Consider the following 25,929-nt stretch of genomic DNA (forward strand, 5'->3'; position numbering starts at 1 on the left):
CACTCCTTATGCAACGCTTCTCGATTCGATGACGATGCCGGTGCCCGACCGCACCGAGAACCCGACGGTGTCACCGACCTGTTCGCCCATCCCGGCGAACCGGAGGACGTTGATCTGTCGGCGCACGTCGTTGCCGACTTCGATCATCTCCAGTTCGATGAACACGTCGGCGATGGCGCGGAACGGGCCGATGGCCTCTTCGGCCAACGTCGACGGGTCGACGGTGAGCATGATGCACTTGCCCTGCGAGATGACGTCCCGGAAGAAGGAGATGACCTCCAGTGCGGCCTGTCGCTCCTCGTTCTGCCGGACGAGCGCCTCGAACTTGGGGTCGTTCCGCAGAATGGCGTCGAACGTGTCGATGACGATGACGTCTGCGTCCCACATCACCTCGGCCTCCATCAGTCGTTTCAGGAGTTCCTTGCGCTCGGTCGGTTCGTCGCCGCCGGTGAGGGCGTTGGACTCGCCGATGTCCGCGTGGAGGAACAGGACGTTCTCGTCCAGCATGTGGTCGACCATGTCGTAGGACAGCGAGTGCATCTGGTCTAAGAAGCTCCCGACGGTGAGTTCCGTCGAGAGGTAGGTCACGTCGTGACCCTCCTGGCAGAGGCCGTAGGTGAACCGCTGGCTCATCGCGGACTTCCCGGCCCCGTAATCGCCTTCGACGAGGATGATGCTCCCCGGCGGGATGCCGCCGCCCAGTTCTTTGTTCAGTCGGTCGTGGTCGTCTAACCCCAGCGAGAAGAGGTTCTTGCTCGCGATGCTCATGTTCGGAACTCGAACACCTCCTCGTCGCCGTTGACCACGAGTTTCACGCGGTGGTCACCGGCCGACAGCGACCGCGAGATTTCGAGGCGGACGACGCTGCCGGGCCGCCACGTGGTGTCGCCGCCGACGACGGTCACCTCGTACGCCGAGACGTACTGGCCGTCGACGAACAGGTCTATCTGCGTCGGGTCGGCCGCTAAGTCCTCACTGCCGGTGTTCTTGACGTGGAGCGTGATGTTCCCGTTGCCGTCGCTGTCGTAGATGGCGTCGCTGCCGCTGTCGGAGATGATTTCGATGTCCGTCCGCACGTCGCTGCTCACGTCGAGTCCTTGTTCGGAGACGGCGCTGCTCAACTGCCCGATGGTGTCGGTGAACACGCCCGCGACGCTGGCCGCGACCATCATCGAGGCGATAAAGAGGATGAGGTGCGACGCGGAGACGCCCGCCATCTCAGCTCACCACCGTGGTCGTTTCGACGGCCGAGACGCCCGGTCCGGTGACGATTTTCACGCGGCCGGGGTCCGGGCTTACGCCGGTGACGTTGATGACCAACTGCTCTTCTGGGAGCCACAGGCCCGTCGTCTCGTCGCCGTCGACGGCGGTCCGGTAGCCGGTGAGGTAGTCGTCGTTGGCGAGAACGTCGATGTCCTCGACGGCCAACTCCGTCGACCCGGCGTTGACCACCGTGACGTTGAGCGACGGCGTCGTGCTGTTGTAGGTTACGTCGGTCACGGTAATCTCGGTGTTCTGTTGTTCGAGCGTTCGGTCGGTCTGTGCCTCGCGGGCGTCGTTGATGTTCTCGAAGCCGTTGGCCGTCGCAGAGTAGAACATCCCGAATCCGATGAACGTGGCGACGAAGATGATGGCCGCAGAGCCGCTAACGCTGAAGCCCATCCGAACCACCTCCGACGAGTTTCGAGAGGGCGACGGCGTCCGCCCCGCTGTCGTCGTCGAGTTGCGAGATGTAGTGGAGGCTCTCGGTGTGGTGGTCGATGGTCAGCCCCGCGCCGTCGTCGTCGATGTCCTCGAAGCCGCGGAGGTACTCGGTCAGCGTGTCGGCGACGGACTCGTCTATCCAGCCGATGGTCTCGTAGTAGTCGATGGCGCGGGCCGTCTCGCGGTAGCCCGCCTGCTGGACGAGGAACTCCAGCCATTCGATGACGATGAGGTCCGCCGCGAAGCCCTCGGGCATCGTCGCCAGATAGGGCTTGCCGTCGCCGCTGGCGTCCGCCGTCTCTGTCGTCGTAGCCGCCTCGGCGGTGTCGCTCGTCTCGCTCGCCGCGGGGTCAGGCTCGGGTTCGGGTTCCGGCTTCGCGTCCGGTTCTGGTTCAGGCTCAGGTTCAGGTTCAGGTTCGGGGTCCGCTTCCGCTGGCGTCTCCGTCGCATCGATGTCCATCGGGGATTCGGTATCCTCGTCCATCGCGTCGTCTTCGATGACCTCGTCGAACAGGTCGTCGTCCTCCAGTCCACCGTCGTCCTCGGCGATGAGGTCACCGTCGTCTTCGAGTAAGTCGTCGCCGTCGTCCGCGATGAGGTCGCCGTCGTCCTCGACGGCGTCGCCGTCCTCGTCTCCCTCCGCCCAGTCGGCTTCGCCGGACTCGTACTCGTCTTTGAGTTCGGCGAAGGACTTGCCGCCGTCGCCGTCCCCGTCGTCGCTACCACCCTCGTCCATGTCGAGTCCGTCGTCCATACTCATGTCTTCCTCCGTGTCGTCGAACTCGTCGAACTCCTCGTCGAACGAGCCCCCGTCGTCCTCGAAGCCGCCGCCGAGGTCGTCGTCGCCGAACATGTCGTCGGTGTCGCCCATCGACATCTCGTCGCCGCCGTCGTCCTCGACGAGGTCTTCGTCGAAAAAGCCCTCCGCGTCCGCGTTGGCGACGTTGTCGTCGATTTGCTCTTCCTCGTCGCCGCCGTCGTCGTTGTCGAAGAGGCCGAACGAGCCGTCGCCCATGCCGCCGCCGGCCATCCCGCCGTCGACGTCGTCGGCGAAGGGGTTGACCCCGCGCGTGACCATCTCGTAGATGTCGAGCAGTTTCCGGACGTTCTCCTCGACCTCCTCGACGGATTCGGAGATAGACTCGTTCTCGGTCCGGACCGTGTTGACCGTCGAGGAGAGGCTCCCGACCTCGTTTTCCAGTTCGTCGAGGCGGTGTTCGAGTTCGTCCGTGTCCGGGCCGGTGGCGTCTTCCATGTCGCCGAACTCGTCGTCGCCGAACCCGCCCATGTCGTCGCCGTCGTCGAGGCCGCCGAGGCCGCCGAGGTCGTCGCCGCCGCCCTCCTCGGCCATCAGGCCGCCGCCGTCGGCCATCTCGTCGTCAGTGTCGTCGTCGCCCTCGTCGTCCGACATTATCGAGTCGAACATGTTCTTGATGCTCATACCGACGAGTCCCCCCGAGAGGAGAACCAGTAACGCGGGCACGACCGCAACCACGTCGGGAGCGAGTGCCTGCAGCGTCGGTGCGAGGGCGAGACTACTCATCGTCCCTGAGTATAAGTTCATACACTCTTGAAGATTCCGTCTAGCCTATCATCGCTGATAATAATCTACCATATTTCGGACTACACAGGGTGAAATAATATTTTTACCGGCAAATATCTCTCCCGCTAGCTCTGTTTCGAGTGGAAATCGCCGCCGAGACGCCCTGATATGCGCGTTTGCGGCAGACGAACGACTGCCGTCCGTCAGACATCAATTTCGATAGCGACCCTCTGGGTGGGTATCAGCGACGGGAATCAAAGCGTCGTCGACTCCGCGTTCGCGCTCTTGACGACGAGGTCGCCGGTCGCCGATTCGAGTCGGAGCGAGCGGCCGTGGTCGCCGCCCACGTCCTCGCCGACGAGCGGAATGTCGTACTCCTCCAGGGTCTTTCGGACCTGCGTGGAGTTGCGCGACCCGATAGACGACCCGTTCTCGGAGAAGTCGAGCATGTCGCTCCCCCCGGCTATCTTCGCCCGCATCCCCTCGCGAGAGGCCCCTTCCGCTTCGAGGGCCTCGACGAGCGCCGCGACCCCGGTGTCGGCGAACTTCGCTCTGTTGCCGCCGCCGACGTCTTCTGCGGTCGGCAGCATGATGTGGACGAGTCCGGCAGCACCCGACACCTCGTCGTGGATGGCGATACCGATACAGGACCCCAAGCCGCTGGTGGTCAGCACGGCCGCGTCTGTGGTCACCTTGTACTCGGCGATACCGACCTTGATACGCTCGGGCGTGCTGCTCTGTGAACTGTCAGTCTGGCTGCCGTCGTAGACTTTCATTATTCGAATATCTGTTCGACGTCGGCGTCGGTCTGGTCGGCCCGGTCGACGTCCAAGTCGTCGAGTGCCGCCCGCAGTTCCTGCTCGTTGGGTAGCGCGTGAATCTCCGCGCTGAACTCGATGTCGTCGGTCCGCATCTCCGAGTCGATGATGAAGGCGTGTTCCTGATGCTGGCCCACCTGCGCCGCGAGCGGGTCGACGATGGACCGGCCCATGTCGTGGACCAGTCGCGGAGGCGTGTGGTCGACCGAGGTCTGGAGCACGTTCGCCCACCCGTCGACGAACCCGCTGGTCATGATGTTGCCCAGTTCCTCGATGGCCGCCTTGTGCTGGTCGGTCAAGCCCTCGCCCTCGACCTCGACGGGCATCATCGCCTCGGCGACGTTTATCGCCGAGATTTCGTCGAACAGCACCATCAGATAGCCGCTCGGGACCCCCGTGAACTCCACCACCGTCCCGACGTAGGTGTCCGTCCCGATTTGCTTGGGCACGTCCTCGATGGGCGCGAAGCTTATCTGGGTCACCTCCGCGTCCGTCGGAATGCCGGTCATCATCTCGACGTTGTCGGCGGCCTGTTGCGTGCCGTTGGTGGTCATCTCGTTGAACGTCTGGAGTTTGTCGATGGGGATGGCGTCGCCGTCCGTGTCGGCGTGTTCCATCATCGCCGTCGTGAGCGAGTCGTACTCCGGCAGCATGTAGATGTAGAAGTTCACCGACTCCCCGACCCACTCGATTTCGGACTTGAAGACGAACACCTGCGTGTGTTCGTCGGCCTCCGGTGCCTCGGGAAGTACGTCTTTCCCGGTTCGCTCGATGTACTCCGGCGGCGAGTGGTCGATGGTGGAGTCGAGGTAGTCGGCCCACCCGTCGATGAATCCGCTCATCATGATGTTGCCGATCTCCTTGACACCGCTCTGTGCCATCGCCGGATCGTCGCTACTCCCCGGCATCAGGGCGTCGGCGATAGTGTCCGCCGAGTCTGCGTCGAAGACCAGCACCGTCTCACCCCCCAACACCCCGTCGAATCCGAACTGGACGCCGACGAACTCCTGTCCGGTGAGTTCCTCACCGATATCGGCCCTGTCGAGGAGCGTGATTTTCGTCACGTCCACGGCGGCGTCGATGCCCGTCATCTGGGCCATCGACTGCGTCGCCTGTTCGGCCCCCTCGTGTGCGAGTTGGTTGAACGTGCCGAGCGACTGAATGTCGACGTTCATCTATGACGGGACGACGTCCTCGATAGCCTCCATCACGCTCGGTTTCTGGAACGGTTTGGTGATGTAGCCGTCGGCCCCGGCCTTGACGGCCTCTTTCATCTTCTCTTCCTGGCCGACGCTCGTACACATGATGACGTTGGCGTCGGGATTGGCCGATTTGATTTCGCCGGTCGCTTCGATGCCGTCGCGAATGGGCATCACGATGTCCATCATCACGAGGTCGGGCGTCTGCTCTTTGTACACCTCGACGGCCTCTACGCCGTTCTCGACTTCCCCGACGATGGTGTGGTCCTCTTCGAGAATCTCCCGAAGGAGGTTTCGCATAAACTCCGAGTCGTCGGCTATCAGTACGTCTGGCATGACCTATCGACCCGAAGTACCGTGATGAGCCAAATAAAGGTGTCCCGTAAATTATCGCGTGTGATACCGCTGAGTGTGGGAGGGCGTCGCCCTCGTCGAATCCTCACAGCGTCGGCAACACGTCGGCGACCACGCGAACGAGGTCGAAGGCGTACGTCCCGTAGTCGAAGTACACCAGCCCCGACAGCAACAGGAACGCCGTGGCGAACCCGGCGGGGAGGGCGAGACCGGCGGCGACAGTCCGCGGCGAGATGCGGTCGGGGGCGAGCGTGTGGGCGACGACGACAGCGCCGCCGACCGCTGCCGCCGCGAGGTTCCACAGCGCGTGGTACTGGACCGCCTCGCCGAGGGCCAGTTCGAGTCCGGCGATACCGCCGAGGACGACGGCCAGCGCGAACGCGAGGGACACGAGATACGACCCGACGAGCCGTCCCGTCGCCTCGGTGGCGGCGGTCCGAACCGCCGGTATCCGGCAGACGCCGTACGTCGCGAGCGGCACCATCGGATGGAGGTATCGCACGGTGAGTTGGCTGTAGGTCAGCGCCCGAGAGAGGTACACGACGGTCAGGACGGCGGCCACTGCAACGACGAGGAGGTCCGTCTGTCGAATCGGCGAGAGCGTTCGCGGGTCAACGCGTGCGAGCGCGTCTCGTCCGTCCTCGCGCAGTCGCCGTCCGACCAGCGCCGGGAGCGCGAGGAGCGCCCCCAGTATCGGCGTCGATTCCAAGACGGTGAGTTCGATGACCTCGTAGCTGTTGAGTCGGTAGGGAATCCCCGGGATATGGCCGCTCCGGACGAACGTGTGCCACATCTGCGTCGGGTTCCCCAGCGTCGCCACACCGTCGACGACGGCCCCGACCACGAACTCCGATACGGGACCGGCGGTGTCGCGGGCCGTCGAGAGGAACCCGCCGTCGGAATCTCTCCCGACTCGCTCACCGCCGCCGGACTCGCTGCTCGTGCCCGCGGACCCGTCCGCCGCGGGACCGCCCGAGTCACCGCCGGGCGCGTCGGTCCCGCCGTCCGCCGACGGCGAGAACTCCACGTCACCGCCCTCGACGTTCGGGAGCAGGCGCGGCGGTTCAGCGGGGTTCCCGGAGATGGCGTAGTTGGTCGCCAGCATCGGTGCCGTCGCCAGCAACAGCGCCGCGCCGAGGACCGCCAGCGTCCGGGTGTCGGTCCGCCGAGCGGTCGCGAGGTCGACGACGGCGAGCGTCCCGACGAGGAAGAACGCCTCGAAGGCGTGAGTCCACGTGACGAACCCCGCGAATCCGTACGCGAACGCCCGCGCTACCAGCGCGGTCCGTCCCTCCCGGCGTCGACTCACCGCGAACGCGTACACCGCCCAGAGGGTCAGCGCCGCCACGAGCGTGTGCCGTTTCGGAATCGTCGCCCAGAAGCCGACCGGCGTCGCGACGCCAAGCGCTACCCCGGCAACGAGGCCGAGACGCCGCCCGTGGAACTCACTTACCAGTCGGTACATCGCCAGTCCCGCGGCCGCCGCGGCCAGCATCGTCGACAGTTGGTAGGCCGCGAGCGCGAGGCGGTCGGTGTCGAGATCCGTCGCCACCGGGAGGGTCGCGACGAACAGCACTGCGACGACCAGTCCGCCCATGGGCCGTATCCACCCCGCGTCGACGGTGTCGAGGCGGTCGAGTTGCCCGACGAAGACGAGGGCGACGCCCGCCCACAGTCCCGCCAACAGAAGGCGCGGGTCGACGACGACGGCCAGCGCCTCCAAGGCCCACACCAGCGGGACCGCGAGCGCGAGCTGACCGTAGTTACGGCCGTACAGCAACCCGTCGTACCGGTGCAGACCCGGCTGTGACCCCAGCGTGAGCGAGTAGGGAATCCGCGTGACGTGCAACTGGCCGTCGGCCAGCGCGACGAGCGTGTTCGCCGTCGCGTACGTGTCCTGGATGAAAAACCCTACTCGCCACGTCAGCCCGAACCAACAGAGCAGACCCAGCCAGAGGACCAGTCCGTGTCGGTCGCCGAAGACGAGGCGGCCGACCGTTCGAGCGCGGTCACGGATGGTCGCCGAACGGCTCACGTCGCGACCTCCACGGTGGCGTTCTCACGGTACACCGTCTTTGCGTCGGTAAAGCTCTGGACGCGAACTGCTACCCGCCCCTCGTACTGCGTCGCCGTGGCTGACCCGCTTTCGAGTCCGCGGTCGCCCGGGTCGAGTCGGTAGGTCCCCGCGTCGGTCACCACCACGCTGTCGGTCAGTTCGATGTCGAGTCCCGGGACCGCGACGACGTAGACGAGTCGCGGTCGGTCGGTTACGGTCGCGACCGTCACGGTCGCCGTCGGAACTCGGACGTACTCGACGCCGGTCCCGAATCGCCCCCCTGTGACCCGCAGCGTCTCCGTTTCGACGGCGACCTCGTCGACCGTCGCGGTCCCGTCGCCGAACGCCGACGGCGGGTCACTCGTTACGTCGACACCGACGACCGGCCCGGTGACGAGCGCGACGACTACGACGAGGAGCGCGACACTACTCGACAGGTACCGGCGGGCCATCGCTTGCCCTACCAACGACACTCGGCGGTGTTAAACATCTCGGCACGCCGAATCGGCCTCAGAACTCCGCGCCGTCGCGCTCCTCGACGTGTTCGACGAGGTCGGCGATGCTGTCGTCGGGAGCGAGTCCCGTCGAGCGAACCATCGCTTTGAAACTGCCCGGCGGGAACTTCACGGGGACGTTCGACTCCGAGAGGAGGATGCCGAGAACGTCCTCGACGGCCGTCGAGCCGTCTATCTGCCGCCCGTACCAGAGCATAAAACTCTCGAAGACGGTGACGATATCGTTCGAAACGAGCTGTTGCTGGTCGACGTTTCCGTCGAACTTCGCGGTCACGTCGAAGCCGTAGCGACCGTTCGAGTCGGCCATCTGCTCGGCCAGCCACCGATGAACGTTCGCGTCAGTGAATTCCGGCGTTGCCGGTTCCGGCTCCGGTTGGGGCTCGGGTGTCGCATCCGAATCGACCTGATTGCCGTAGGCGTCGTCCGTTCGCACGTCCGGCGAGACGACGTACCGGTCCTCGTCGATCTCCGTGACGTGCTCGTCGTCGGCGATATCCAACTCTTCGGGGGAGAGTATCTTGCCGTCTTCTGGATTTGGTTCGTCTGACCCCCGGGCCATACCGTCTAGTGTGGTAGGGAGTGGTATAATTCCGTCGCTGGTCGGGTTGGTGCGAGAAAAGAGAGAGCGCGCCTGCTTAGAGCGTGACGGCGGAGTTGCCGGACAGGGTTTCCGGAACGACCAGACGGACGGTGGTGGTACCACCAGACTGGGTGTTCAGTTGGATGGTGGCCGTCGCACCTTCACCGAGGCCCGACGAGCCGAGGTCGACTGCGCTGAACGTCAGCGTCGCGCGGTCGGACGGGTCGTTGAGGACTTGGCTGTCGGTAATCGAGGAGTCGTCGTCTTGGACTGTCGAGACGCTGTACGCGGTCCCGTTGGGTGCGCCGTTGGCGCTCGCCCCCTGCACGAGGTCGTAGGATCCAGAGGAATCGACCCACTGTGCAATCGTGCTACCGAGGTCGATGTTCGCCGCGCCGGGCGCTTTCTTGACGGTGATTTCCACGGTATCGACTTGCTTGTTGGTGTTGTCGATGTCCGTCCCAACCGTACTGACGACTTCGAGGCGGTTGGTCACTTGGTCACTGCTCTGTTGTCCGGTTTCCTCAGCGCTGCTCTGGAGGAATCCGGCGGTATTGATGAGGACGCCCGCGGCGATCGCCGCGACCAGCACCATCGCGATGAACACGATGAGCGTACCGATACCGACCTGCCCGCGGTCGTCGTCGTTTCGTAGTTTCCTAACCATTGGTATTCCGGGCCTGTCTGACCCTAGCAACACTCTACATTTCACCAGTAATAATACCTCTCCTCGAAATATCTCTGCTGATAACAGGGGTTTCGAACCGCCTAACTGCCATATAACATAATTCCTACGAAGAAATATGGCGCCACAGTCTCCTGTTACGACCATCCGCGTCCCGTGTATCGGGAGTCGGTGTATGTAGGCTTCTGTATCGGCCGAAGCAGTCAGAAGTGCCACCGCTGGTCGGGCTGGTGCGAGAAAAGAGAGAGCGCGCCTGCTTAGAGCGTGACGGCGGAGTTGCCGGACAGGGTTTCCGGAACGACGAGGCGGACGGTGGTGGTGCCACCGGACTGGGTGTTCAGTTGGATGGTGGCCGTCGCACCTTCACCGAGGCCCGACGAGCCGAGGTCGACCGCGCTGAACGTCAGCGTCGCGCGGTCGGACGGGTCGTTGAGGACTTGGCTGTCGGTAATCGAGGAATCGTCGTCTTGGACTGTCGAGACGCTGTACGCGGTCCCGTTGGGTGCGCCGTTGGCGCTCGCCCCCTGCACGAGGTCGTAGGATCCGGAGGAATCGACCCACTGTGCAATCGTGCTACCGAGGTCGATGTTCGCCGCGCCGGGCGCTTTCTTGACGGTGATTTCCACGGTATCGACTTCCTTGTTGGTGTTGTCGATGTCCGTCCCGACTGTACTGACGACTTCGAGGCGGTTGGTCACTTGGTCACTGCTCTGCTGTCCGGTTTCCTCGGCGCTGCTCTGAAGGAATCCGGCGGTATTGATGAGGACGCCCGCGGCGATCGCCGCGACCAGCACCATCGCGATGAACACGATGAGCGTACCGATACCGACCTGCCCACGGTCGTCGTCGTTTCGTAGTTTCCTAAACATTGGTATTCCGGGTTGGATTACCCTACCGGCACACTGTATTCCACCAGTAATAATACCATTCCCCAAAATATCCCAGTTGATAACAGCATTCGTAGGCACTCTATTGCGCGAATTCGTCGAAGAATGGTTCTAGATGCCTGTTTATTCTCCATTTGAGAGTTGGTCCGGAAGAAAGTCACAGTCGCTGGGTGAGCGGTCGGCGTCGGGGTGATTGTCGCCGCGATTGCACAGGTCCAAACGGGGTCGGTTCTCACGCGTGCGCGCACGAGAGTGTATACAGGAAAGCAAGCGATGCGACTAGCCGCGGTCGTCGCGCTATTCGTAGGTGACGAGGCTATACATCACGAACAGGTATCCGAACGTCGTCAGTCCGCTGTTGACCAGCAGGAGCGATTTCACGCCTTCGAAGTCGTTGATGAACGCGCTAATCATCGTCGCCGCCGCACCCGCGACGGCGAGCGAGAACCCCAGCGAGAGGTGGAGCATCGCCTGTCGGGACGTTTGGACGTACGCCCGCATCGCCATCCCGACCATAGTGAGGCCAGCGACGACGAACACCAGCGTCGAGATAGCATAGAGGAGTTCGATCATCGGCACTGTCTACGGTTACGCCGAACCCTCTCTTAAATCCACGCACGGAAATATCTGTCCTGATAATTAGGAGATAATGCGAATTTCGGACGCTATCCGTCGGAAAGCGTGCGCCACGCTTCGTCGAGCTTGTTGGTCACTTCCGAACGCTCCTCGACGTGGACCGTCAGGTCGTCTTCGAAGTCGACCCGCACTTCGTCGACGTTGCGGCGGTAGACTTTGATGCGTCGGCGGTCGTCTGAGAGGATATTGTCGTGGAGTTCGAGAAGGTCGTGTTCGGTGAGTTCGTCGATTCGACGGTAGCAGGTCGCAATCGGAATTCCGAGTTCGTCGCTCAAGTCTTGCGCCGAAACCGGTTCGTCGGTGGCATCGAGGATTTCGGCGCTGTATTTATTCCCCAGCGTCTGTAGAAGATCCGCTGAAGCCATCGTTATCACATCATGAATTTTGAATTTTATAAAACTATCGCCGATGATACTTGCCGATATGGGCCATTGAAACGTTTTTCTCCCAAAGTGCGGTAATCTGCGTTATGAACCGTCGAGCGGAGCGTTTTAAACGATAATAATGGGGGTAACGGGGGGCCTAAATCGGTGATTCCTCCTCGCTCATCATCGAGAAGGCACTGGCGTTCTGATGGACCTGAATCCCGCCCCAATCTATCTCCATCGGATAGATATCGGTCTCGATATTCTGCTTGCGCATCTTCGCGACCCAGACGTAGCGGCTGACCCCGGAGTCGGTGGGAGTCTGGATGAGGTAGATGTTCCCGTCGGTGAGGTAGTTCTCCAGTCCGATTTCGGTGTCCGGGAAGACGGCTCCCTGCTCGTTGGTCATCAGCGTCGTCAGGCCGTTGCTCCGAAGGATGTCGGTGAACTTCAGGAGGTAGGTCCGCTTCTCGGTCTCGTCTTCGAAGAAGAGGTTGAACATCGCCAGCGAGTCGAGGACGAGTCGGTCGTAGGACTCGTCTTCGAGGTCGTCCAACAGGAGGTCGAGCGAGGACGAGAAGTCGTTCTCGCGGAGGAGGACCTGCTTGTCGTACACCTTGATGTCGCCGTTGTCGACGTACTCGGGCCACTTATCGAAGCCGATGGACTCGGCTGCCTGCCGGAGGTCCGACTCGTTCTCTTCGAAGGAGAGGTAGATGCCGGATTCGTCGAACATCTCGACACCGTTGTAAATGTACTGGAGACAGAGGATGGATTTCCCCGCGCCCGGGTTGCCGCTGATGAGCGTCGTCGAGTTCTTCACGATACCGCCGTTGAGGATGTCGTCGAGGCCGTCGATGCCTGTCTTTGTGAGTTCAATCATATCGGATGTGTGGGTGGTTAAGTTAGTTAACGGTGGGTAGCGGGTCGTAAAAAGTCTTTTTCACGGGTTCCGCGGTCCGTACGCTCACCCGTGGCTGTGGACGATTGCGGGGTCGACCCAGATGACGAAGTCGTCGTCCCGCTTGACGACGCCGCGAATCGACCCCGTGTCGTTGCCCGGCGACTGGTCGACCTGTTCCGGGGAGATTTGGACGACTTGGAACACCTCGTCGACCAGCCATCCGGCCGCACCCTGGTCGCGGACGATGTCCGGGTCGAAGACGATGATGCGCTTTCCCTCGCTGTCGTCGTCGATGCCGAACACGACTTTCGGGTTGACGATGGAGGTGGTCCGTCCTCTGAGGTCCATGACGCCCTCGACGTGGGGCGGCGCGTTCGGGACCTGTGTCAGATCGCCGATATCGACGATCTCGGTCACGTAGTCGATGCTGACGCAGTACGTTTCCTCGCCGAGTTTGAATTCGAGTACTTGCCCGGTGGTTGCTGACTGTGCTGACATAGGTCCCGGAGTATCTGGAGGTAGGGCGGGACGCGCGTATAAAGCTACCCGCTGTGCTATCAACTTTGATTACGTGGGCGGAGTCTTTATTTCGGGCGGAACGGGAGTACGGCGTAGGAATGCAGATGCTCCGCTCGCAAACGACCTCGTCGCAGGGGCGCGTGTGACGATGGCCGGTCCCACGCGTGCAGTCGTCGCCGACGACTCCCATTTCATGCGAAGCGTCATCTCCGATATCTTGGCGGAGGGGGGAATCGACGTCGTCGCACAGGCGAAAAACGGCCGTGAGGCCGTCGATGCGGTCGTCGAGCACGAACCGGACGTGGTGACGATGGACGTCGAGATGCCCGAGATGAACGGCATCGAGGCCACAGAACGCATCATGGCCGAGCGACCGACGCCCGTCCTGATGCTGTCGGCGCATACGGACGAGAACGCCGACGTGACCTTCGAGGCGCTGGATAAGGGGGCGGTCGACTTCTTCACCAAACCCGGCGGGGAGGTGTCGATGGAGATGTCCCGGCTGAAGGACCAACTCGTCGACATCGTCGTCTCCGTCGCCAGCGTGGAGGTCGGTGGGCGAACCCGTCGACCGCGGCGGCCGACGCAGGGCGGTGGCGGCGCGTCGACCGTCGAATCGGCGTCGTACGCGACCAATCCGACGCTGGTTATCGGGTCGTCGACCGGCGGCCCGAAGATGGTCGAGCAAGTGCTGTCGGACCTGCCCTCCTCGGCGGACCTCCGAATCCTCGTCGTCCAGCACATGCCCGAGGGCTTTACGGGGCGATTCGCCGAGCGTATCGACGCGCGGAGCGGGTACGACGTGCGAGAAGCGACTGACGGGGCGCGAATCGGTGGCGGCGAGGCCCTCGTCGCCGCCGGTGACTACCACATGGAGATAAAGAACTACCGGAACGGTCGACTGCGGGTGAAACTGACCCAGGACGAACCGGTCAACAGTGTCCGGCCCGCGGTCGACGTGACGATGGAAACGGCGGCCGACGTTATCGACGACACCCTCGTCGGCGTCATCCTCACCGGGATGGGCGAGGACGGTGCGGACGGCATCCGCCGCATCAAGGCGGCCGGTGGCCGGACTATCGCACAGGACGAAGCCACGTCGGCCGTCTACGGGATGCCCAAGCGGGCGGTCGAGACGGGTTGTGTCGACAGCGTGCTTCCCATCGACGACATCGCGAGCGGTATCTTGGACACGATTCGGACTGAGGTGACCTCATAATGGACGACCAGTATCTCGACGCATTCATCCGTGAGAGCGAGGAGGCGATTACCGAACTGAACAATTCACTGCTGGACTTGGAGTCGGATCCGTCCGACCAGGCGGCGATGGACTCCATCTTCCGGACCGCCCACACGCTGAAGGGGAACTTCGGCGCGATGGGGTTCGACGACGCGGCGAACCTCGCACACGCGATGGAGGACTTGCTGGACGCGATGCGGCAAGGCGAGATGGCGGTGTCGTCGGACGTGATGGACCTCGTCTTCGCCGGTGTCGACCAGATAGAGGTCATCGTCAACGAGATAGAGGACGACGGCGAGTCACACACCCAGACCGACCAGATGGTCGCCGAGTTACGAACGGTGTTAGAGGAAGGGGCCGACGCCGCGGTGGATGCCGAGAGCGGCGACCCGGCGGCGACAGCGGCGGCGGAAACCGGGGCCGCGACGGTTGACGCGGATATCGACCCGAACGCGGCCGACGGCCGCGTGGTTCACGCGACCGTCAGCGTCGGCGAGTCGGACATGCTCGGCGTCGACGCGATGCTGGCGCTCGACGCGGTCGAAGACGTGTTCGACATCCTCGAGATGGCCCCCGAACGGGCGGCCATCGAAGACGGCGAGTTCGAGGCGACGTTCGACCTGTACCTCGACGCCCCGGACGCCGCGACCGTCGACGCGGAACTCGGTTCCATCGGGAAAATCGAGTCCTTCGAGGCGAGGGACGTGACCGATGCGCTGGCGACGGCCGACGCCGGGAGCGCCGTCGGTGGCGGGAACGCCGTCTCGGGGTCGGCGGCCAACGAGGAGGAACACAGCGTCGACGAAATCAAATCGGTGCGGGTCGACGTTGACCAACTCGACGACCTGCACGGACTGGTCGAGCAGTTGGTGACGAGTCGCATCAAACTGCGCCGCTCGGTCGAACAGGACGACCTCGATTCGGCGGGCGAGACGCTGAACGAACTGGACAAGATTACGGCCAACCTCCAGAACACGGTGATGGACATGCGGCTCATCCCGCTGAAGAAAGTCGTCGGGAAGTTCCCGCGACTGGTCCGTGACCTCGCACGGGAACTGGACAAGGACATCGAGTTCGAAATCGAGGGCGAGGACATCGAACTCGACCGGACCATCCTCACCGAGATTTCGGACCCGCTGATGCACATTCTGCGGAACTCGGTCGACCACGGCATCGAGCACCCCGCCGACCGGGAGGCCGCCGGAAAGCCCGCGACGGGTCACATCACCCTGCGGGCCTCCCGAGAGCGCGACCACGTCATCATCGAAGTCGAAGACGACGGGGCCGGTCTCGACGTGACTGGCATCAAACAGAAGGCCATCGAGAAGGGCGTCCGCTCGCCCGAGGAACTGGAGGCGATGGACGACTCCTCGATTTACGACCTCATCTTCCACCCCGGGTTCTCGACGGCCGACGAGGTGACCGACACCAGCGGTCGCGGCGTCGGGATGGACGTGGTCCACGACACCGTCACGCAACTGGACGGGTCGGTCAACGTCGACTCGACGGAAGGCGAGGGGACCACCGTCGCGCTCCGCCTGCCGGTGACGATGGCCATCGTGAAGGTGCTGTTCGTCGAGGTGGGCGACGAGGAGTACGGCGTCCCCATCAAGAACGTCGACGAGATTACCGCGACGGAGGCGGTCAAACAGGTCAACGGGAAGGAGGTCATCAAGCACAACGACGACATCTACCCGGTCATCCACCTGGACGACACCTTCGACGTACCCGGCGAGACGGCCAACGGGGACGGGATGCTCGTCCGCATCCGGGAATCCGAGCGACAGGTGGCGCTGCACTGTGACTCCGTCAACAGTCAGGAGGAAGTCGTCGTCAAACCGCTGGAGGGCATCCTCTCGGGGACGCCCGGTCTTTCGGGGACGGCGGTGCTCGGCGACGGCAATATCGTCCACATCCTCGACGTGGTGACCCTATGAACAGCGCCGAACAGCGGCAGTTCGACCAGTTGCTCGCGTTCATCGAATCGGAGATGGACTTCGAGTCGGGCTTTTACAACGACTCGTACCTGGACCGACGCATCACCGCGCGGATGCGCCGGACCGACACCGACAGTTACCGCGCGTACAAGCGGTTGCTCGAACACGACGAGGACGGCGAGCGAGAAGCCTTGCTGGACTCGCTCTCGATAAACGTCACCGGGTTCTTCCGGAACCCCGACGCGTGGGAGCAACTCCGGCCGGTCCTTCGGGACCTGACCGCGAACAACCGCCGCGTGAAGATTTGGTCGGCCCCGAGCGCCGACGGGCGTGAGCCCTACTCGGCGGCGATGCTGGCCCACGACGACCCAGATATCGACGAGCGTCGCATCGAGATTACCGGGACCGACATCAACGCCGACATCCTGCGGGAAGCGCGGAACGCGACCTACGAGACCTCCCAGACGACCGATATCGCGGAGGAACTGGCACCGCTCCAGGACTACTCGGAGTACGTCGAGACGGACGGCAACACCTTCACCGTCAAGGACCGCGTCACGGACATGGTCTCCTTCCAGCAACACGACCTCATCCGCGGCGACCCCAAGCGGGACTTCGACCTGGTGTTCTGTCGGAACCTACTCATCTACATCGACGCCGAGTTCAAGGTCCCCATCTTCGAGACGATTCGGAACTCGCTCCGGGAGGGCGGCTACCTCATGATAGGGATGACCGAGACGCTCCCGGCGGAGTGTCGGGACGCCTTCGAAGCGGTGGACAAACAGCACCGCATCTACCGCCGGGTATGAGCCTCTACGAACTCGAACGGGACGGGGAGGTGCAGGAACTCATCCGCGTCCTGCGCGAGAGCGACAACGAACGCGTCCAGGCCCGGGCCGCCGAACTCCTCGGGAACTTCGCGGACCACGAGGACCGGCGCGACGTGGTCAGCGCCCTCGTCCAAGCCGCCCAGGGAGACAGCGCCGCCGTCACCGCCGCGGCCATCGACTCGCTGGACGAACTGGGCGGGGACGCCATCGAGCAACTCATCGGGAGCATGGCGGGCATCGAACTGGCGGACGACGCCGCCGACTGGGTGACCGCCAAGGCGTTCATGCGGGCCTTGGACGCCGACACGCCGGAGTTGCGGATGGCCGCCGCCAACGGGTTGGGTCGGCTGGAACAGGCCGACTCGATTCCAAAGCTCACCGAACGTTTCGCGGACTCCGACCCTCGCGTGCGGGCCAGAGCGGCCCGCTCGGCCGGAAAAATCGGGGATTCGCGGGCGACCAGTCCGCTCGAATCGCTGCTCACCGACCCGAAGGGGGCGGTGCGCCGCGAGGCCGCCGAGGCGCTGGGCAACATCGGGAACCGACAGGCGTTGCAGGCGCTGCTCCCGATGTACGAGGACGACAACGAACGCGTTCGCCGCGTCGCCGTCGACGCCTTCGGCAACTTCGAGAACGGCCGCCCGGTCGACTACCTCGTGGAAGCGCTGGGCGACGAATCCGCGGCGGTCCGCCGGACGGCGGTGTACTCGCTCATCCAACTGCTCTCGAACGTCCCGACCGACCAGAGCCACGACATCCGCGAGACCATCGTCGAGAAACTCTCGAACACCGAGGACCGAAGCGTCGTCGTCCCGCTCGTCGAGATTCTCGAAGAGAGCACGCAGGCCGCACAGCGGCGCAACACCGCGTGGTTGCTCGGCCGCGTCACCAGCGAACAGGAGCGGAGTCGGGTCATCGACGCTCTCGTGACGGCGCTCTCCGACGAGGGACAGATGCTCCGGCAGTTCGCGGCGACCAGTCTCGCTGAGTTGGGCGACGACGACAACATGGTCGAGCGCCGTCTCCTCACGCTCGTCGAGGACGCGGGCGTCGACCCGAACGTCCGTGGGCAGGCTATCTTCACGCTCGGGAAAGTCGGGGGCGAGCGCTCGCGGAAGGTGCTCGACAAACTCATCGACGAGACGGAGCACGACGTGGTCCGCAAGAAGGCGTTTTCGGCCATCTCGAAGCTCGGTGGTCGCGGATGATCGCCGACCGGCGCGTCGGGCCGGTTAAGTCGAGGCGGGTCGTATCGCCGACGGAGAGACGGGGATAGCGATGAGCGACGGAGAACGCGTTCTGATCGACACGAAGGGGAAGTTCGTCCAAGTCATCTCGGACGGGAACAAGCGCAACAACATCGAGTGGACGGCGGGCCGCGTCCTCCTCTCGAACAAGCGCCTCGTCCTCGCGACCAATCAGGGCAAGCGGACCATCCCGCTCGCGAAACTCACGAGTGTCACGGCCAGTCAGATGAACCAGGCGCTCGCGCAGGTCGACAGCTACGTCAAACTGCAGGCTGGCCGCGACGTGACTCTCGTCTCGACGCAGGCCACCGACGAGTTCGAGGACGCGCTCTATCGGACGCTCCTCGACCAAATCGTCGTCCTCGTCAAACACCCGGCCGTCGAGGGCGGCGTCGTTCAAGACACCAGGTGGGAGAAGGCCCGCCTCAAACTCGACGACGAACACGAAGACACCGTCAACCTCGCCATCGCGAGCGGGACGTTCGTCGAACTCGACGTGGACGACGTGGGGACGGTCGAGGCCAAGGAGAAAGAGATTCGCGGGACGGAACGCTCCCTCCTCGAAATCGAGCACACCATCGACGGGACCAGCGTGGAGACCCACCTCTCGGGAGGCCGTCGGCACGTCTCGCTCATAGAAGGGCTGGTCCGGCAGGGCGAACAGCGCAACGCCGCCGACGACGTGGACCTCTCGCCGGAGGAGACGCAGGTGTTGATGGCCCTCTACACGGGCATCTCGCCGTTCGAGATTCCGGACTTCGTCGGCATGGACACCGAGGACGTGGAGGACGCGTACGACCGCCTCATCGAGGCGGACATCCTCGAACCCGTCAGGACTCGCCGCGAGGTCCAGTTAGAGGCCCGCGGCCGGTCTATCGCGGGCGACGCCATCGCCGACCAGTAGTCACGCGGGCGGCGAACTCCCCAGGAGTCGGGCGTAGTGGACGTGTTCACCGAGCAGGCGCGACAGCGGGAGGAGGAATTCCCCGGTGACCGGAAACAGCGACAGACCGGCGACCAGCAGGTACGTCGTCGTCGCACCGGCGGCGACGCCCAGCGCGAACGGGCCGCCCCGCCGATAGTCGCCGGTCACCGTCGTCACCGCCGCCCACGCCACGACGCCAGCGCTGGCGGTGAGTGCGGCGAGCGCGTACAGTTGGACCGCCTCGCCGAGGACGAGTCCGCCGACGGCTATCGCACCGAGATACGCGGGGACGGCGACCGCGACAGTTACGGCGTAGGCAGTGGCGAGCGACCGTCCGTTCTCGGTGACGACGCCGCGGACTACGGGCAAGCGGACGAGCCAGTACGCGCCGAGGACGTACAGCGGGTGGAGGTAGCGGACCGTCAGCATGTGGTAGGTCGGGAGCGCGCGGAAGAAGAGGCCGAGGAGGCCGAGGGCGTAGACGACGGTGAACGCGTCGAGGACGCGCGCGGGCGACCACGCTCGCGGGTGGGGCCACTCCACGCCTCCGAATCGCCGTCGGACGGCGAGTATCGGATAGCCGACCAGCGCGCCGAGTGCGGGCATCGAGGCGAGGACGCTCAGGTTGATGGCGGCGTCCTTTCCCGGCGGGAGCGCCGGGACGTAGCCGGTGCGGACGAACACCCGGACCAGGCGCACGGGGTCGAACAGGGCGGCGTAGGAGGCGGTGAACTGGCCGAGGACCCTTCCGGCGGGGAGCGACGCGAGCGACGGCAGTCTGAACCCTCGTCCGCTGGTGGTGTCGCCGCCGCTTGCCCCAGCAGTATCGACCGGCGTCCCGCCGCCCGAGTCCCCATTCGCACCGCCCGTCGTCGCGCCGTCGCCGGTCCCGCTCAGCACGTCACCGGTGTAGGCGTCCAGCAGGCGGGGCGGGGCGAGCGGGTCGCCCGAGATAGCGACGTTCGTCAGGACGAACGGGACGAGCGAGAGCGCGAGCGCCGCCACGACGGGACCGAGGTCGCGCGGCCCGTTCCAGCGGGCCGTCGGCAGGTCGACGGCGGCGACGGCGAGCAAGAGGACGAACCCCTCCGCCGCGTGGACCCACGCGGCGAGGCCGACCCAGACGTAGGTGAGGGCGCGGAACCGGGTCGCCGTCCGACGGGTTGAGGCCTCGCGGCTTCGGTACAGCGTGTACATCGCGGCGGCGACGAACAGGGCCGTCACCGTGTGGCGCTTCGGGAGCGTCGCCCAGAAGCCGACCGGACTGGCGAGGACGAGGGTCAACGCCGCGGCCGTCCCGATTCGCCGGTCGTACAGCCGCGTCACGAGGCGGTAGCAGACGACGGCGAGCAGGGCGGCCGAGAGCGCCGTCGTCAGTTGGAGCGCCACCAGCGGGAGCCAGCGAGTCGAGAGCGGCGTCGCGACGAACAGCGACGCGACGAACAGGGTTCCGCCGACCGTGAGGCCCGCCAGCAGGCCGTCGCGGGGCCGGTCGTGCCACCGACCGACGCCGCGGCCCACGCCAACGACGGCGAGCGCCCACAGACCGGTCAGCAACACGCCCACGTCGGCGACGGCGGCGAGCGGTCGCAGGAGGACGTACCACAGCGCCGAGACGAGGACGACGCCGTAGTTGCGGCCGTACACCCGGCCGTCGACGAGGACCGCACCGGGGGTCGCCCCCGACGGCGGGCCGTACACGGGGTCGACGATGTGCAGGTGGCCGTCGACGACGGCGAGCAACGCGTTCGCGAAGGTGTACTGGTCGTTCGAGAAGAAGCCGAGTCGCCACGTCAGGCCGACCCACGCGAGCGTGCCGAGAAACACGGTCACGCCGACCCGGTCGCCGAAGACCGCCCGCCAGGTCGCGGTGCGGAGTTCGTCGACGGTGACCGTCTCGCCCGCGAGCAGTCGGTCGGCGACGCTCACGATTCGACCTCCACGGTGATGCGCCGCTGGAGAAGGTCCCGGTCGCGGCTCCCGGTTCTGACCCAGACCGCCACGGTGGCGTTGTACCGCCGCCGGTCGACGCGGTCCGGGCTGACCGTGGCGGGACTCGCGGCCAACGCGAGGCGACCCTCGCGTCCGGCGAGGTCCCGTCGCGTCGTCGCCGTCATCCAGAGGCCCGGGACGTCGATGACGTAGCGAACCGACGGCGTCCCCGAGACGTTCGCGGCGGTGACGACGGCGGGGGGCGCGTCGAGGTGATAGCGACCGCTTCCGAAGCGCCCCCGGTCGAGCGTGAGCGTGTCGGTCGGTACGGACTCGACGGTGACTGTCGCCTCGTCCGGGGTTGTCGGGGACTCGCCGACGGCGACGCCGAGTGGGCCGACGGCGACGGCGGCGACGAGGACGAGGACGAAAACGCCGCTCAGGAGCCGGGCAGCCATGTTACCGGCGGTTTGTGAGCGCGATATAAGTGTGTGATGGGGCGGTTATCGGTCGGGATAACGAGAACGGATAGAAGGACTACCAGGGAGTATAGACACCTCCTAGGCAGACGCTTTTAGTCTGGCGACGAACCGTCCGACGATGACCGCCCAGAGTCCTCCCGCGCCGGACGACCCGCCGCCGAAAGCGACGCTGTTCTGCCCGGCGTGCGACCACCGCAGTCACGTCGACGGCGATTGGTTGGTGCGAGAGACCGCCCGCGGGACGCGGTATCGGTGTCCGGACTGTCGGACGGAACTCACGCACCGACCCGCCTTCGAGGGGTCGCGGCCCCCGCGGCCCGGAACCCACTGGCCCGCGGTCGTTCGGGCGTGGGGAGACAGCGTCCGGACGTGGCAGGCCCTCTGTCAGCGATTGACGTGGCTCGCCGTCGGCCGGACCTGACTCACTCCGCGCGGTCGGTCCCGCCGTCGGCCACCTTTACCGACCCGGTGTCGGCGAGGCTGTCGAAGTCGAAGGTGCCCCCGGAGACGCGAGCGGCGACCAGCGCCAGCCCTGTCGAGACGAGGAACGCTCCGGCGAACGAGGTGAGATACAGCGGGTCCGCCGGGGGCAGGAGCGACCCGAGGCCCGGAACCGCCGCCAGCATGCACCGGAGGTCCGGGAAGTACGCCAGTCCGACGGCGAGGCCGCCGAGACTGCTCGCGAGCGCGCCGAGGCCGGTGATGCGACGGGAGTACAGACCGTAGACTAGGGGGAAGGCGACGGCCGCGCCCAGCAGGTCCGCGAAGAAAAAGAGGCGGAGGACGCTCCGGGCGCGCAGGCTGACGTAGACGGCGGCGACGGCGACGACGACGGTGAACACCCGCGCGCCGAGTCGGAGCGTGCGGTCGTCCGGGTCCGCGAGCAGTCGCGGCAGGTCCGCGGTGACGAGGCTGGCGAGCGCCGAGAACAGCGAGTCGACGGAACTGACGACCAAGAGGAGCGCCAACAGGACCACCGCGAGCAGAATCCACTCGCCGAAGGCGCTCTGCAACAGGACGAAGAAGGCCACGTCGGCGTTGTAGGCGCTACTCGTAACGTCCGTGACCACGTCCGCGTGACCGACGGCGACCACACCCAGCAACGCGGCGACGAAGACCAACCCCGCGTTGAGGACGCTCGCGTTGCGGAACCCGCGAGCGACCGTCTCGCTGTCCCGGCCCGCGTAGATGCGCTGCCACCACGTCTGGTTGACCAGTTCCGCGCCGAGGATGGCGAAGGCGAGGCCCAGACCGAACTGCAGGCCCGGCAGGAATCCGGGGTCGACGAGGGTCGGGTTCGCCTCGACGACGCCCTGATACACCGCGGTGGGGCCGCCGAGCGTGAGGACGACGCCGCCGACGACGAGGGCCAACAGCGGCAGGACGAGCACGGCCTGCACCGTGTCCGTGACGATGGTCGCCCGGAGGCCGCCGTAGCCCGTATAGAGGAGGACGAACCCGCCGACGAGGACGGCGGTCTGCCACTGCGGGACCCCGGCGACGAGCGAGAGCGCCCCCGCGATACCGGTGAGTTCGGCGGCGACGAAGACGAACATGTAGAGCGCGCTGACCAGCACCACGAACCCGTACATCGCCGACCCGTAGCGGGCGTGGGCGTACTCCGTCAGCGAGTGGCCCTCGGGGAGGAGTTCGCGCACGCGCGGGCCGAGACGAGAGTAGGCGAGCATCGGCACGGCCTCACCGATGGCGTAGCCGACGACGGCGGCGATACCGAACCCGGCCCCCGCCTCCGGCGCGGCGAGCAGAATCCAGACGCCCATCACCGAGGCCACCATCGTCGCCGTCGTTCGCCGCTCGCCGACGGAGTTTCGGGCGGTGAGGAAATCGTCGACGGACCCGGAGCGCCCGCGACTGTACCAGATACCGAGGGCCGCGAACGCGACGAGCGTCAGCACGGTCAGGCCCAGCGCGACGGCCGAACTCACCACGCGGCCTCACCCCCCTGGTCCGCCCCGATTCCCTCGTAGGCGGCGTCGAAGAACGCGACTTCGAGGTCGACGGTCCGACAGAACAGGTCGGCGAGACGGGCCTGTCGGCGCTCGCTCGCGGCCGCGCCCTCGCGGTCCAGTTCGCTTCGGAGCCAGTCGACGAACGACGCGAACGCGGGGACGGCGTGGAGGTCCACCCACTCGGCGAGGTAGAACCGCTCGGGTCGCTCCCCGTCGCCCGCGCTCGCCCACGCGAGGTACACCCACTCGGCGGGGACGAGGACGGCCAGCGTCTCCGCGTAGCCGCCCTCGCGCGCCGCGCGCTCGACGAGGTCGCGGAACGCGGCGGTCGTCTCGGTCAGCGGCGGGTCGCGGTACGTCGACTCGGGCACGTCGAGCGCCGCGAAGGAGCGCTGGAAGTAGTCGTCCTCGTCGTCGGTGAGCGTTCCGAGGAAATCCGCGAGGCGAGACTTCGCGGCCATCGTCGGCGCGTCGCCGAGGGTGTGGCCGAACGCGCCGACCAGCGTCTCGACGAAGGCGTAGTCCTGTACGAGATATCGGGCGAACACCGCATCGGCGAGTTCGTCCGAACGGAGTTCGCGCGCGAATCGGTGGTCGGTGGCGTCGTCCCACGACGGCCCCGCCCGAGCACGGAGCCACTCGGTGAATCGCGGGTTCGAGCGGTCGGCCGCGTAGGCGGCGTATCTGTCCGGCACGCCGTCACCCGTCACACCGACCACTCCTCTTCGCGCCACGCGGCGTCCCAAAAGCGGTACTCGTAGCGGGCCGAGGTCCGGAAGATATCCCGATAGCGGTCGCGTTCGGACTCGGTCGCGTCGGCGGCCACGTCGTCCAGCAGGTCTTTACACCACGCCGTGAGGTCGGTGAACTCCTCGCCGACGTACATGGCTATCCACGCGGCGTACTGCTCGTGGTCCGGCCGACCCCGCTCTTCGAGGCGGCGGGCCGTCTCGTTGAACCCCCACATACAGGGGAGCAAGGCGGCCACGAGATCGCCGAACGTCCCGGTGGCGGCGACCCGAACGAGGAAGTCCGTGTACGCCTGCGTCGTCGGCGATGGCTCGGTCGCTTCGAGGTCGGCCTCCGAGATGCCGAACTCGGCGGCGTACTCCCGGTGGAGGTCCATCTCGGTGTTGATGGTCGAATCGAGCAGTTCCGCGAACGTGCCCATCCGGCGCAGGTCGGGCGCGTTGGCCGCGCCGAGGGCGAACACCCGCGCGTACTCGACGAGGTAGACGTAGTCCTGCCGGACCCAGTAACGGAACGGCGACTCGTCCAGCGTCCCCTCGCCCAACCCTTCGAGCATCGGGTGGGCGACGATGGCGTCCCAGACGGGGTCGCCGATGGCAGCCAGTTCGTCTGTGTAACTCATAGGTGAGTGTCGCCACCGCACCGTAATATAAGCTAGTGATACAATCCGATTATACTGCGGTCGATGTCGAACTGTTAAGCCAGCACTGTGCGAACGCTGTCGTATGTCGCTCCGGTTGCCGAGCGAAATCGTCGTCGAGGACGTGTTGCCGACCCTGCGGGTCCTCTTGGCCCGTGAACTCGCCGCACGCGAACTCACCCAGCAGGAGATAGCGACGCATCTGGGCGTCACGCAGGCCGCCGTCTCGACGTACGTCAGCGGCGACCCGGCGCTGGAGCCACGCATCGCGGACCATCCCCGGACCGCCGAAACGGTCGAGCGAATCGCGACGGGCCTCGCCGACGGCGAGATGGACGGCTACGACGCGCTGGCGGCCGTGATGGAACTCGTCCGGGCCTTCGAGGACCGCGGCCCGATCTGCGCGCTCCACGAGGAGTCGATGCCCGAACTCGCCGGACTCGGCTGTGACCTCTGCGTTCGCGGCGCGAACCCGGAACTGCGGGCCGAGCGGGCCGTCCTCGACAGCGTCCGCGAGGCGAGTCGCATCCTCGCGACGACGCCGGACCTCCCCGCGTTCGTCCCCAACGTCGGCACGAACGTCGGCACCGCCCTCTCCGACGCGACGGCCGTCGCCGACGTGGCCGCCGTCCCCGGCCGCATCTACGTGCTGGACCACAGCGTCGAAGTCCCCGCCAACCCCGAGTTCGGCGCGTCGAAGCACGTCGCGACGACGATACTGGCGGCGATGGCCGTCGACCCCGACCGCCGGGGCGCGCTCAACCTCGCCACCGACGACGCCCTCCTCGCGGCCGCCGAAACCCGCGGCCTCGACACGATGGCGTTCGAAGCGGGGTACGAGAACCGCGGCGACCGACTCCGCGAACAGTTCGCGGAGCGCGGGGCCGTCCCGGACCTCCTCTACCACCGCGGCGCGTTCGGCATCGAACCCATCACGTACGTCCTCGCGGACGACGGGGCCGCGGCCGCGCGACTCGCGAGTGAGTTGGTCGAAGCGGCGACCGAAAAATAGCGGTCAGTGGTGCGGTCGCGGTTTGCGGTGCGGTGGCCGGGAGTGCGCTCCGTGGCACGACCCGGGGACGGTAGGTATCGAGGTGAGCGCGTCCGGCGGCATCGCCGCCGGTTCCCCGGTAGCGCGGCGAAGCCGCGTCTTCCGCCTTTTTCATACTAAATTTTTGCGAGCGGGGGTCGCCGTCGGCGACCTCCCGAAG

The 25,929-nt window shown here is 65.6% G+C and carries 28 protein-coding genes; 7 read left to right on the top strand and 21 right to left on the bottom strand.

Annotated elements, in window-relative coordinates; translation table 11 throughout:
- Positions 1 to 6: 6 nt before the first annotated feature.
- From arlH to NJQ44_RS02220, 16 genes are all read right to left on the bottom strand, one after another.
- Positions 7 to 768, bottom strand: a complete 762-nt coding sequence (gene arlH, locus NJQ44_RS02145) for an archaellum protein ArlH (protein ID WP_254273038.1) — start codon at positions 766 to 768, stop codon at positions 7 to 9.
- The gene (gene arlG / locus NJQ44_RS02150; RefSeq protein WP_254273039.1) at positions 765 to 1,217 is read right to left on the bottom strand and encodes an archaellum stator protein ArlG; all 453 of its coding nucleotides are present in this window, start codon (positions 1,215 to 1,217) and stop codon (positions 765 to 767) included. Before arlG ends, arlH begins: the two co-directional genes overlap by 4 nt.
- Position 1,218: 1 nt before the next feature.
- On the bottom strand, positions 1,219 to 1,662 hold the full coding sequence (gene arlF, locus NJQ44_RS02155; protein ID WP_254273040.1) for an archaellum stator protein ArlF: 444 nt from the start codon (positions 1,660 to 1,662) through the stop codon (positions 1,219 to 1,221).
- Positions 1,646 to 3,247, bottom strand: coding sequence for a FlaD/FlaE family flagellar protein (locus NJQ44_RS02160; protein WP_254273041.1), 1,602 nt, complete (start codon positions 3,245 to 3,247; stop codon positions 1,646 to 1,648). The genes arlF and NJQ44_RS02160 overlap by 17 nt, the downstream gene beginning before the upstream one ends.
- A gap of 254 nt (positions 3,248 to 3,501) precedes the next feature.
- The gene (locus tag NJQ44_RS02165; protein ID WP_254273042.1) at positions 3,502 to 4,023 is read right to left on the bottom strand and encodes a chemotaxis protein CheD; all 522 of its coding nucleotides are present in this window, start codon (positions 4,021 to 4,023) and stop codon (positions 3,502 to 3,504) included.
- The gene (locus NJQ44_RS02170) at positions 4,023 to 5,240 is read right to left on the bottom strand and encodes a chemotaxis protein CheC (RefSeq protein ID WP_254273043.1); all 1,218 of its coding nucleotides are present in this window, start codon (positions 5,238 to 5,240) and stop codon (positions 4,023 to 4,025) included. Before NJQ44_RS02170 ends, NJQ44_RS02165 begins: the two co-directional genes overlap by 1 nt.
- Positions 5,241 to 5,600: a chemotaxis protein CheY gene (cheY, locus tag NJQ44_RS02175; protein WP_254273044.1), complete on the bottom strand. Its 360-nt coding sequence runs from the start codon at positions 5,598 to 5,600 to the stop codon at positions 5,241 to 5,243. It lies immediately after the preceding gene.
- A 103-nt stretch (positions 5,601 to 5,703) separates the two neighbouring features.
- On the bottom strand, positions 5,704 to 7,653 hold the full coding sequence (locus NJQ44_RS02180) for a hypothetical protein (protein ID WP_254273045.1): 1,950 nt from the start codon (positions 7,651 to 7,653) through the stop codon (positions 5,704 to 5,706).
- On the bottom strand, positions 7,650 to 8,126 hold the full coding sequence (locus NJQ44_RS02185; RefSeq protein ID WP_254273046.1) for a hypothetical protein: 477 nt from the start codon (positions 8,124 to 8,126) through the stop codon (positions 7,650 to 7,652). The genes NJQ44_RS02180 and NJQ44_RS02185 overlap by 4 nt, the downstream gene beginning before the upstream one ends.
- Before the next feature lie 58 nt (positions 8,127 to 8,184).
- Complete coding sequence (locus tag NJQ44_RS02190; protein ID WP_254273047.1) at positions 8,185 to 8,748, bottom strand: DUF7500 family protein; 564 nt, start codon at positions 8,746 to 8,748, stop codon at positions 8,185 to 8,187.
- Positions 8,749 to 8,824: 76 nt separating this feature from the next.
- Positions 8,825 to 9,436 (bottom strand): flagellin, encoded by a 612-nt coding sequence (locus NJQ44_RS02195; protein ID WP_254273048.1) that lies wholly within the window; start codon positions 9,434 to 9,436, stop codon positions 8,825 to 8,827.
- A 275-nt stretch (positions 9,437 to 9,711) separates the two neighbouring features.
- Positions 9,712 to 10,323 (bottom strand): flagellin, encoded by a 612-nt coding sequence (locus NJQ44_RS02200; RefSeq protein WP_254273049.1) that lies wholly within the window; start codon positions 10,321 to 10,323, stop codon positions 9,712 to 9,714.
- A gap of 315 nt (positions 10,324 to 10,638) precedes the next feature.
- The gene (locus tag NJQ44_RS02205) at positions 10,639 to 10,914 is read right to left on the bottom strand and encodes a DUF7521 family protein (RefSeq protein ID WP_254274367.1); all 276 of its coding nucleotides are present in this window, start codon (positions 10,912 to 10,914) and stop codon (positions 10,639 to 10,641) included.
- Between the two features lie 92 nt (positions 10,915 to 11,006).
- Entirely contained in the window at positions 11,007 to 11,342 is a 336-nt protein-coding gene (locus NJQ44_RS02210) for a winged helix-turn-helix domain-containing protein (RefSeq protein ID WP_254273050.1), read from the bottom strand.
- Between the two features lie 157 nt (positions 11,343 to 11,499).
- Entirely contained in the window at positions 11,500 to 12,225 is a 726-nt protein-coding gene (locus tag NJQ44_RS02215; RefSeq protein ID WP_254273051.1) for an ATPase domain-containing protein, read from the bottom strand.
- 84 nt (positions 12,226 to 12,309) lie between these two features.
- The gene (locus tag NJQ44_RS02220) at positions 12,310 to 12,744 is read right to left on the bottom strand and encodes a chemotaxis protein CheW (protein WP_254273052.1); all 435 of its coding nucleotides are present in this window, start codon (positions 12,742 to 12,744) and stop codon (positions 12,310 to 12,312) included.
- A 169-nt stretch (positions 12,745 to 12,913) separates the two neighbouring features.
- On the opposite strand from NJQ44_RS02220, the gene NJQ44_RS02225 reads away from it, so the two are divergent.
- From NJQ44_RS02225 to NJQ44_RS02245, 5 genes are all read left to right on the top strand, one after another.
- A complete protein-coding gene (locus NJQ44_RS02225) occupies positions 12,914 to 13,984 on the top strand; it encodes a protein-glutamate methylesterase/protein-glutamine glutaminase (protein WP_254273053.1) in 1,071 nt (356 codons plus the stop codon).
- The gene (cheA, locus tag NJQ44_RS02230) at positions 13,984 to 15,942 is read left to right on the top strand and encodes a chemotaxis protein CheA (protein ID WP_254273054.1); all 1,959 of its coding nucleotides are present in this window, start codon (positions 13,984 to 13,986) and stop codon (positions 15,940 to 15,942) included. Before NJQ44_RS02225 ends, cheA begins: the two co-directional genes overlap by 1 nt.
- Entirely contained in the window at positions 15,939 to 16,751 is an 813-nt protein-coding gene (locus NJQ44_RS02235; RefSeq protein WP_254273055.1) for a CheR family methyltransferase, read from the top strand. The genes cheA and NJQ44_RS02235 overlap by 4 nt, the downstream gene beginning before the upstream one ends.
- Complete coding sequence (locus tag NJQ44_RS02240) at positions 16,748 to 17,980, top strand: HEAT repeat domain-containing protein (RefSeq protein ID WP_254273056.1); 1,233 nt, start codon at positions 16,748 to 16,750, stop codon at positions 17,978 to 17,980. The genes NJQ44_RS02235 and NJQ44_RS02240 overlap by 4 nt, the downstream gene beginning before the upstream one ends.
- A 70-nt stretch (positions 17,981 to 18,050) precedes the next feature.
- Positions 18,051 to 18,923: a CheF family chemotaxis protein gene (locus NJQ44_RS02245; RefSeq protein WP_254273057.1), complete on the top strand. Its 873-nt coding sequence runs from the start codon at positions 18,051 to 18,053 to the stop codon at positions 18,921 to 18,923.
- On the opposite strand, the gene NJQ44_RS02250 is transcribed toward NJQ44_RS02245, so the two are convergent.
- A complete protein-coding gene (locus NJQ44_RS02250) occupies positions 18,924 to 20,873 on the bottom strand; it encodes a hypothetical protein (RefSeq protein WP_254273058.1) in 1,950 nt (649 codons plus the stop codon).
- Complete coding sequence (locus NJQ44_RS02255) at positions 20,870 to 21,334, bottom strand: hypothetical protein (RefSeq protein WP_254273059.1); 465 nt, start codon at positions 21,332 to 21,334, stop codon at positions 20,870 to 20,872. The genes NJQ44_RS02250 and NJQ44_RS02255 overlap by 4 nt, the downstream gene beginning before the upstream one ends.
- 142 nt (positions 21,335 to 21,476) lie before the next feature.
- On the opposite strand from NJQ44_RS02255, the gene NJQ44_RS02260 reads away from it, so the two are divergent.
- A complete protein-coding gene (locus tag NJQ44_RS02260) occupies positions 21,477 to 21,779 on the top strand; it encodes a DUF8106 domain-containing protein (protein ID WP_254273060.1) in 303 nt (100 codons plus the stop codon).
- Between the two features lies 1 nt (position 21,780).
- Here the strand turns inward: NJQ44_RS02260 and NJQ44_RS02265 are convergent, their stop codons facing one another.
- Genes NJQ44_RS02265 through tenA form a run of 3 tightly spaced genes read right to left on the bottom strand, consistent with a single transcriptional unit; the run spans position 21,781 to position 24,700 of the window.
- Positions 21,781 to 23,307 (bottom strand): sodium:solute symporter family transporter, encoded by a 1,527-nt coding sequence (locus NJQ44_RS02265; RefSeq protein ID WP_348533069.1) that lies wholly within the window; start codon positions 23,305 to 23,307, stop codon positions 21,781 to 21,783.
- Positions 23,301 to 24,047 (bottom strand): TenA family protein, encoded by a 747-nt coding sequence (locus NJQ44_RS02270; RefSeq protein WP_431357781.1) that lies wholly within the window; start codon positions 24,045 to 24,047, stop codon positions 23,301 to 23,303. The genes NJQ44_RS02265 and NJQ44_RS02270 overlap by 7 nt, the downstream gene beginning before the upstream one ends.
- Entirely contained in the window at positions 24,035 to 24,700 is a 666-nt protein-coding gene (gene tenA / locus NJQ44_RS02275; RefSeq protein ID WP_254273063.1) for a thiaminase II, read from the bottom strand. Before tenA ends, NJQ44_RS02270 begins: the two co-directional genes overlap by 13 nt.
- A 103-nt stretch (positions 24,701 to 24,803) precedes the next feature.
- On the opposite strand from tenA, the gene NJQ44_RS02280 reads away from it, so the two are divergent.
- The gene (locus NJQ44_RS02280; RefSeq protein ID WP_254273064.1) at positions 24,804 to 25,730 is read left to right on the top strand and encodes a thiamine-phosphate synthase family protein; all 927 of its coding nucleotides are present in this window, start codon (positions 24,804 to 24,806) and stop codon (positions 25,728 to 25,730) included.
- Positions 25,731 to 25,929 lie beyond the last annotated feature (199 nt).

The sequence above is a fragment of the Haloarcula marina genome (assembly GCF_024218775.1).
Classification (GTDB): domain Archaea; phylum Halobacteriota; class Halobacteria; order Halobacteriales; family Haloarculaceae; genus Haloarcula; species Haloarcula marina.

Bases quoted from the DNA above. Each gene is read 5' to 3' on its own strand.
- NJQ44_RS02205 (WP_254274367.1), bottom strand. From the start codon at position 10,914: ATGATCGAACTCCTCTATGCTATCTCGACGCTGGTGTTCGTCGTCGCT.
- NJQ44_RS02235 (WP_254273055.1), top strand. From the start codon at position 15,939: ATGAACAGCGCCGAACAGCGGCAGTTCGACCAGTTGCTCGCGTTCATC.
- NJQ44_RS02190 (WP_254273047.1), bottom strand. From the start codon at position 8,748: ATGGCCCGGGGGTCAGACGAACCAAATCCAGAAGACGGCAAGATACTC.
- NJQ44_RS02165 (WP_254273042.1), bottom strand. From the start codon at position 4,023: ATGAAAGTCTACGACGGCAGCCAGACTGACAGTTCACAGAGCAGCACG.
- NJQ44_RS02220 (WP_254273052.1), bottom strand. From the start codon at position 12,744: ATGTCAGCACAGTCAGCAACCACCGGGCAAGTACTCGAATTCAAACTC.
- NJQ44_RS02195 (WP_254273048.1), bottom strand. From the start codon at position 9,436: ATGGTTAGGAAACTACGAAACGACGACGACCGCGGGCAGGTCGGTATC.
- NJQ44_RS02185 (WP_254273046.1), bottom strand. From the start codon at position 8,126: ATGGCCCGCCGGTACCTGTCGAGTAGTGTCGCGCTCCTCGTCGTAGTC.
- NJQ44_RS02215 (WP_254273051.1), bottom strand. From the start codon at position 12,225: ATGATTGAACTCACAAAGACAGGCATCGACGGCCTCGACGACATCCTC.
- NJQ44_RS02280 (WP_254273064.1), top strand. From the start codon at position 24,804: ATGTCGCTCCGGTTGCCGAGCGAAATCGTCGTCGAGGACGTGTTGCCG.
- arlF (WP_254273040.1), bottom strand. From the start codon at position 1,662: ATGGGCTTCAGCGTTAGCGGCTCTGCGGCCATCATCTTCGTCGCCACG.
- tenA (WP_254273063.1), bottom strand. From the start codon at position 24,700: ATGAGTTACACAGACGAACTGGCTGCCATCGGCGACCCCGTCTGGGAC.
- NJQ44_RS02255 (WP_254273059.1), bottom strand. From the start codon at position 21,334: ATGGCTGCCCGGCTCCTGAGCGGCGTTTTCGTCCTCGTCCTCGTCGCC.
- NJQ44_RS02240 (WP_254273056.1), top strand. From the start codon at position 16,748: ATGAGCCTCTACGAACTCGAACGGGACGGGGAGGTGCAGGAACTCATC.
- NJQ44_RS02225 (WP_254273053.1), top strand. From the start codon at position 12,914: ATGGCCGGTCCCACGCGTGCAGTCGTCGCCGACGACTCCCATTTCATG.
- NJQ44_RS02210 (WP_254273050.1), bottom strand. From the start codon at position 11,342: ATGGCTTCAGCGGATCTTCTACAGACGCTGGGGAATAAATACAGCGCC.
- NJQ44_RS02260 (WP_254273060.1), top strand. From the start codon at position 21,477: ATGACCGCCCAGAGTCCTCCCGCGCCGGACGACCCGCCGCCGAAAGCG.
- NJQ44_RS02160 (WP_254273041.1), bottom strand. From the start codon at position 3,247: ATGAGTAGTCTCGCCCTCGCACCGACGCTGCAGGCACTCGCTCCCGAC.
- arlG (WP_254273039.1), bottom strand. From the start codon at position 1,217: ATGGCGGGCGTCTCCGCGTCGCACCTCATCCTCTTTATCGCCTCGATG.
- NJQ44_RS02245 (WP_254273057.1), top strand. From the start codon at position 18,051: ATGAGCGACGGAGAACGCGTTCTGATCGACACGAAGGGGAAGTTCGTC.
- arlH (WP_254273038.1), bottom strand. From the start codon at position 768: ATGAGCATCGCGAGCAAGAACCTCTTCTCGCTGGGGTTAGACGACCAC.
- NJQ44_RS02200 (WP_254273049.1), bottom strand. From the start codon at position 10,323: ATGTTTAGGAAACTACGAAACGACGACGACCGTGGGCAGGTCGGTATC.
- cheA (WP_254273054.1), top strand. From the start codon at position 13,984: ATGGACGACCAGTATCTCGACGCATTCATCCGTGAGAGCGAGGAGGCG.
- cheY (WP_254273044.1), bottom strand. From the start codon at position 5,600: ATGCCAGACGTACTGATAGCCGACGACTCGGAGTTTATGCGAAACCTC.
- NJQ44_RS02170 (WP_254273043.1), bottom strand. From the start codon at position 5,240: ATGAACGTCGACATTCAGTCGCTCGGCACGTTCAACCAACTCGCACAC.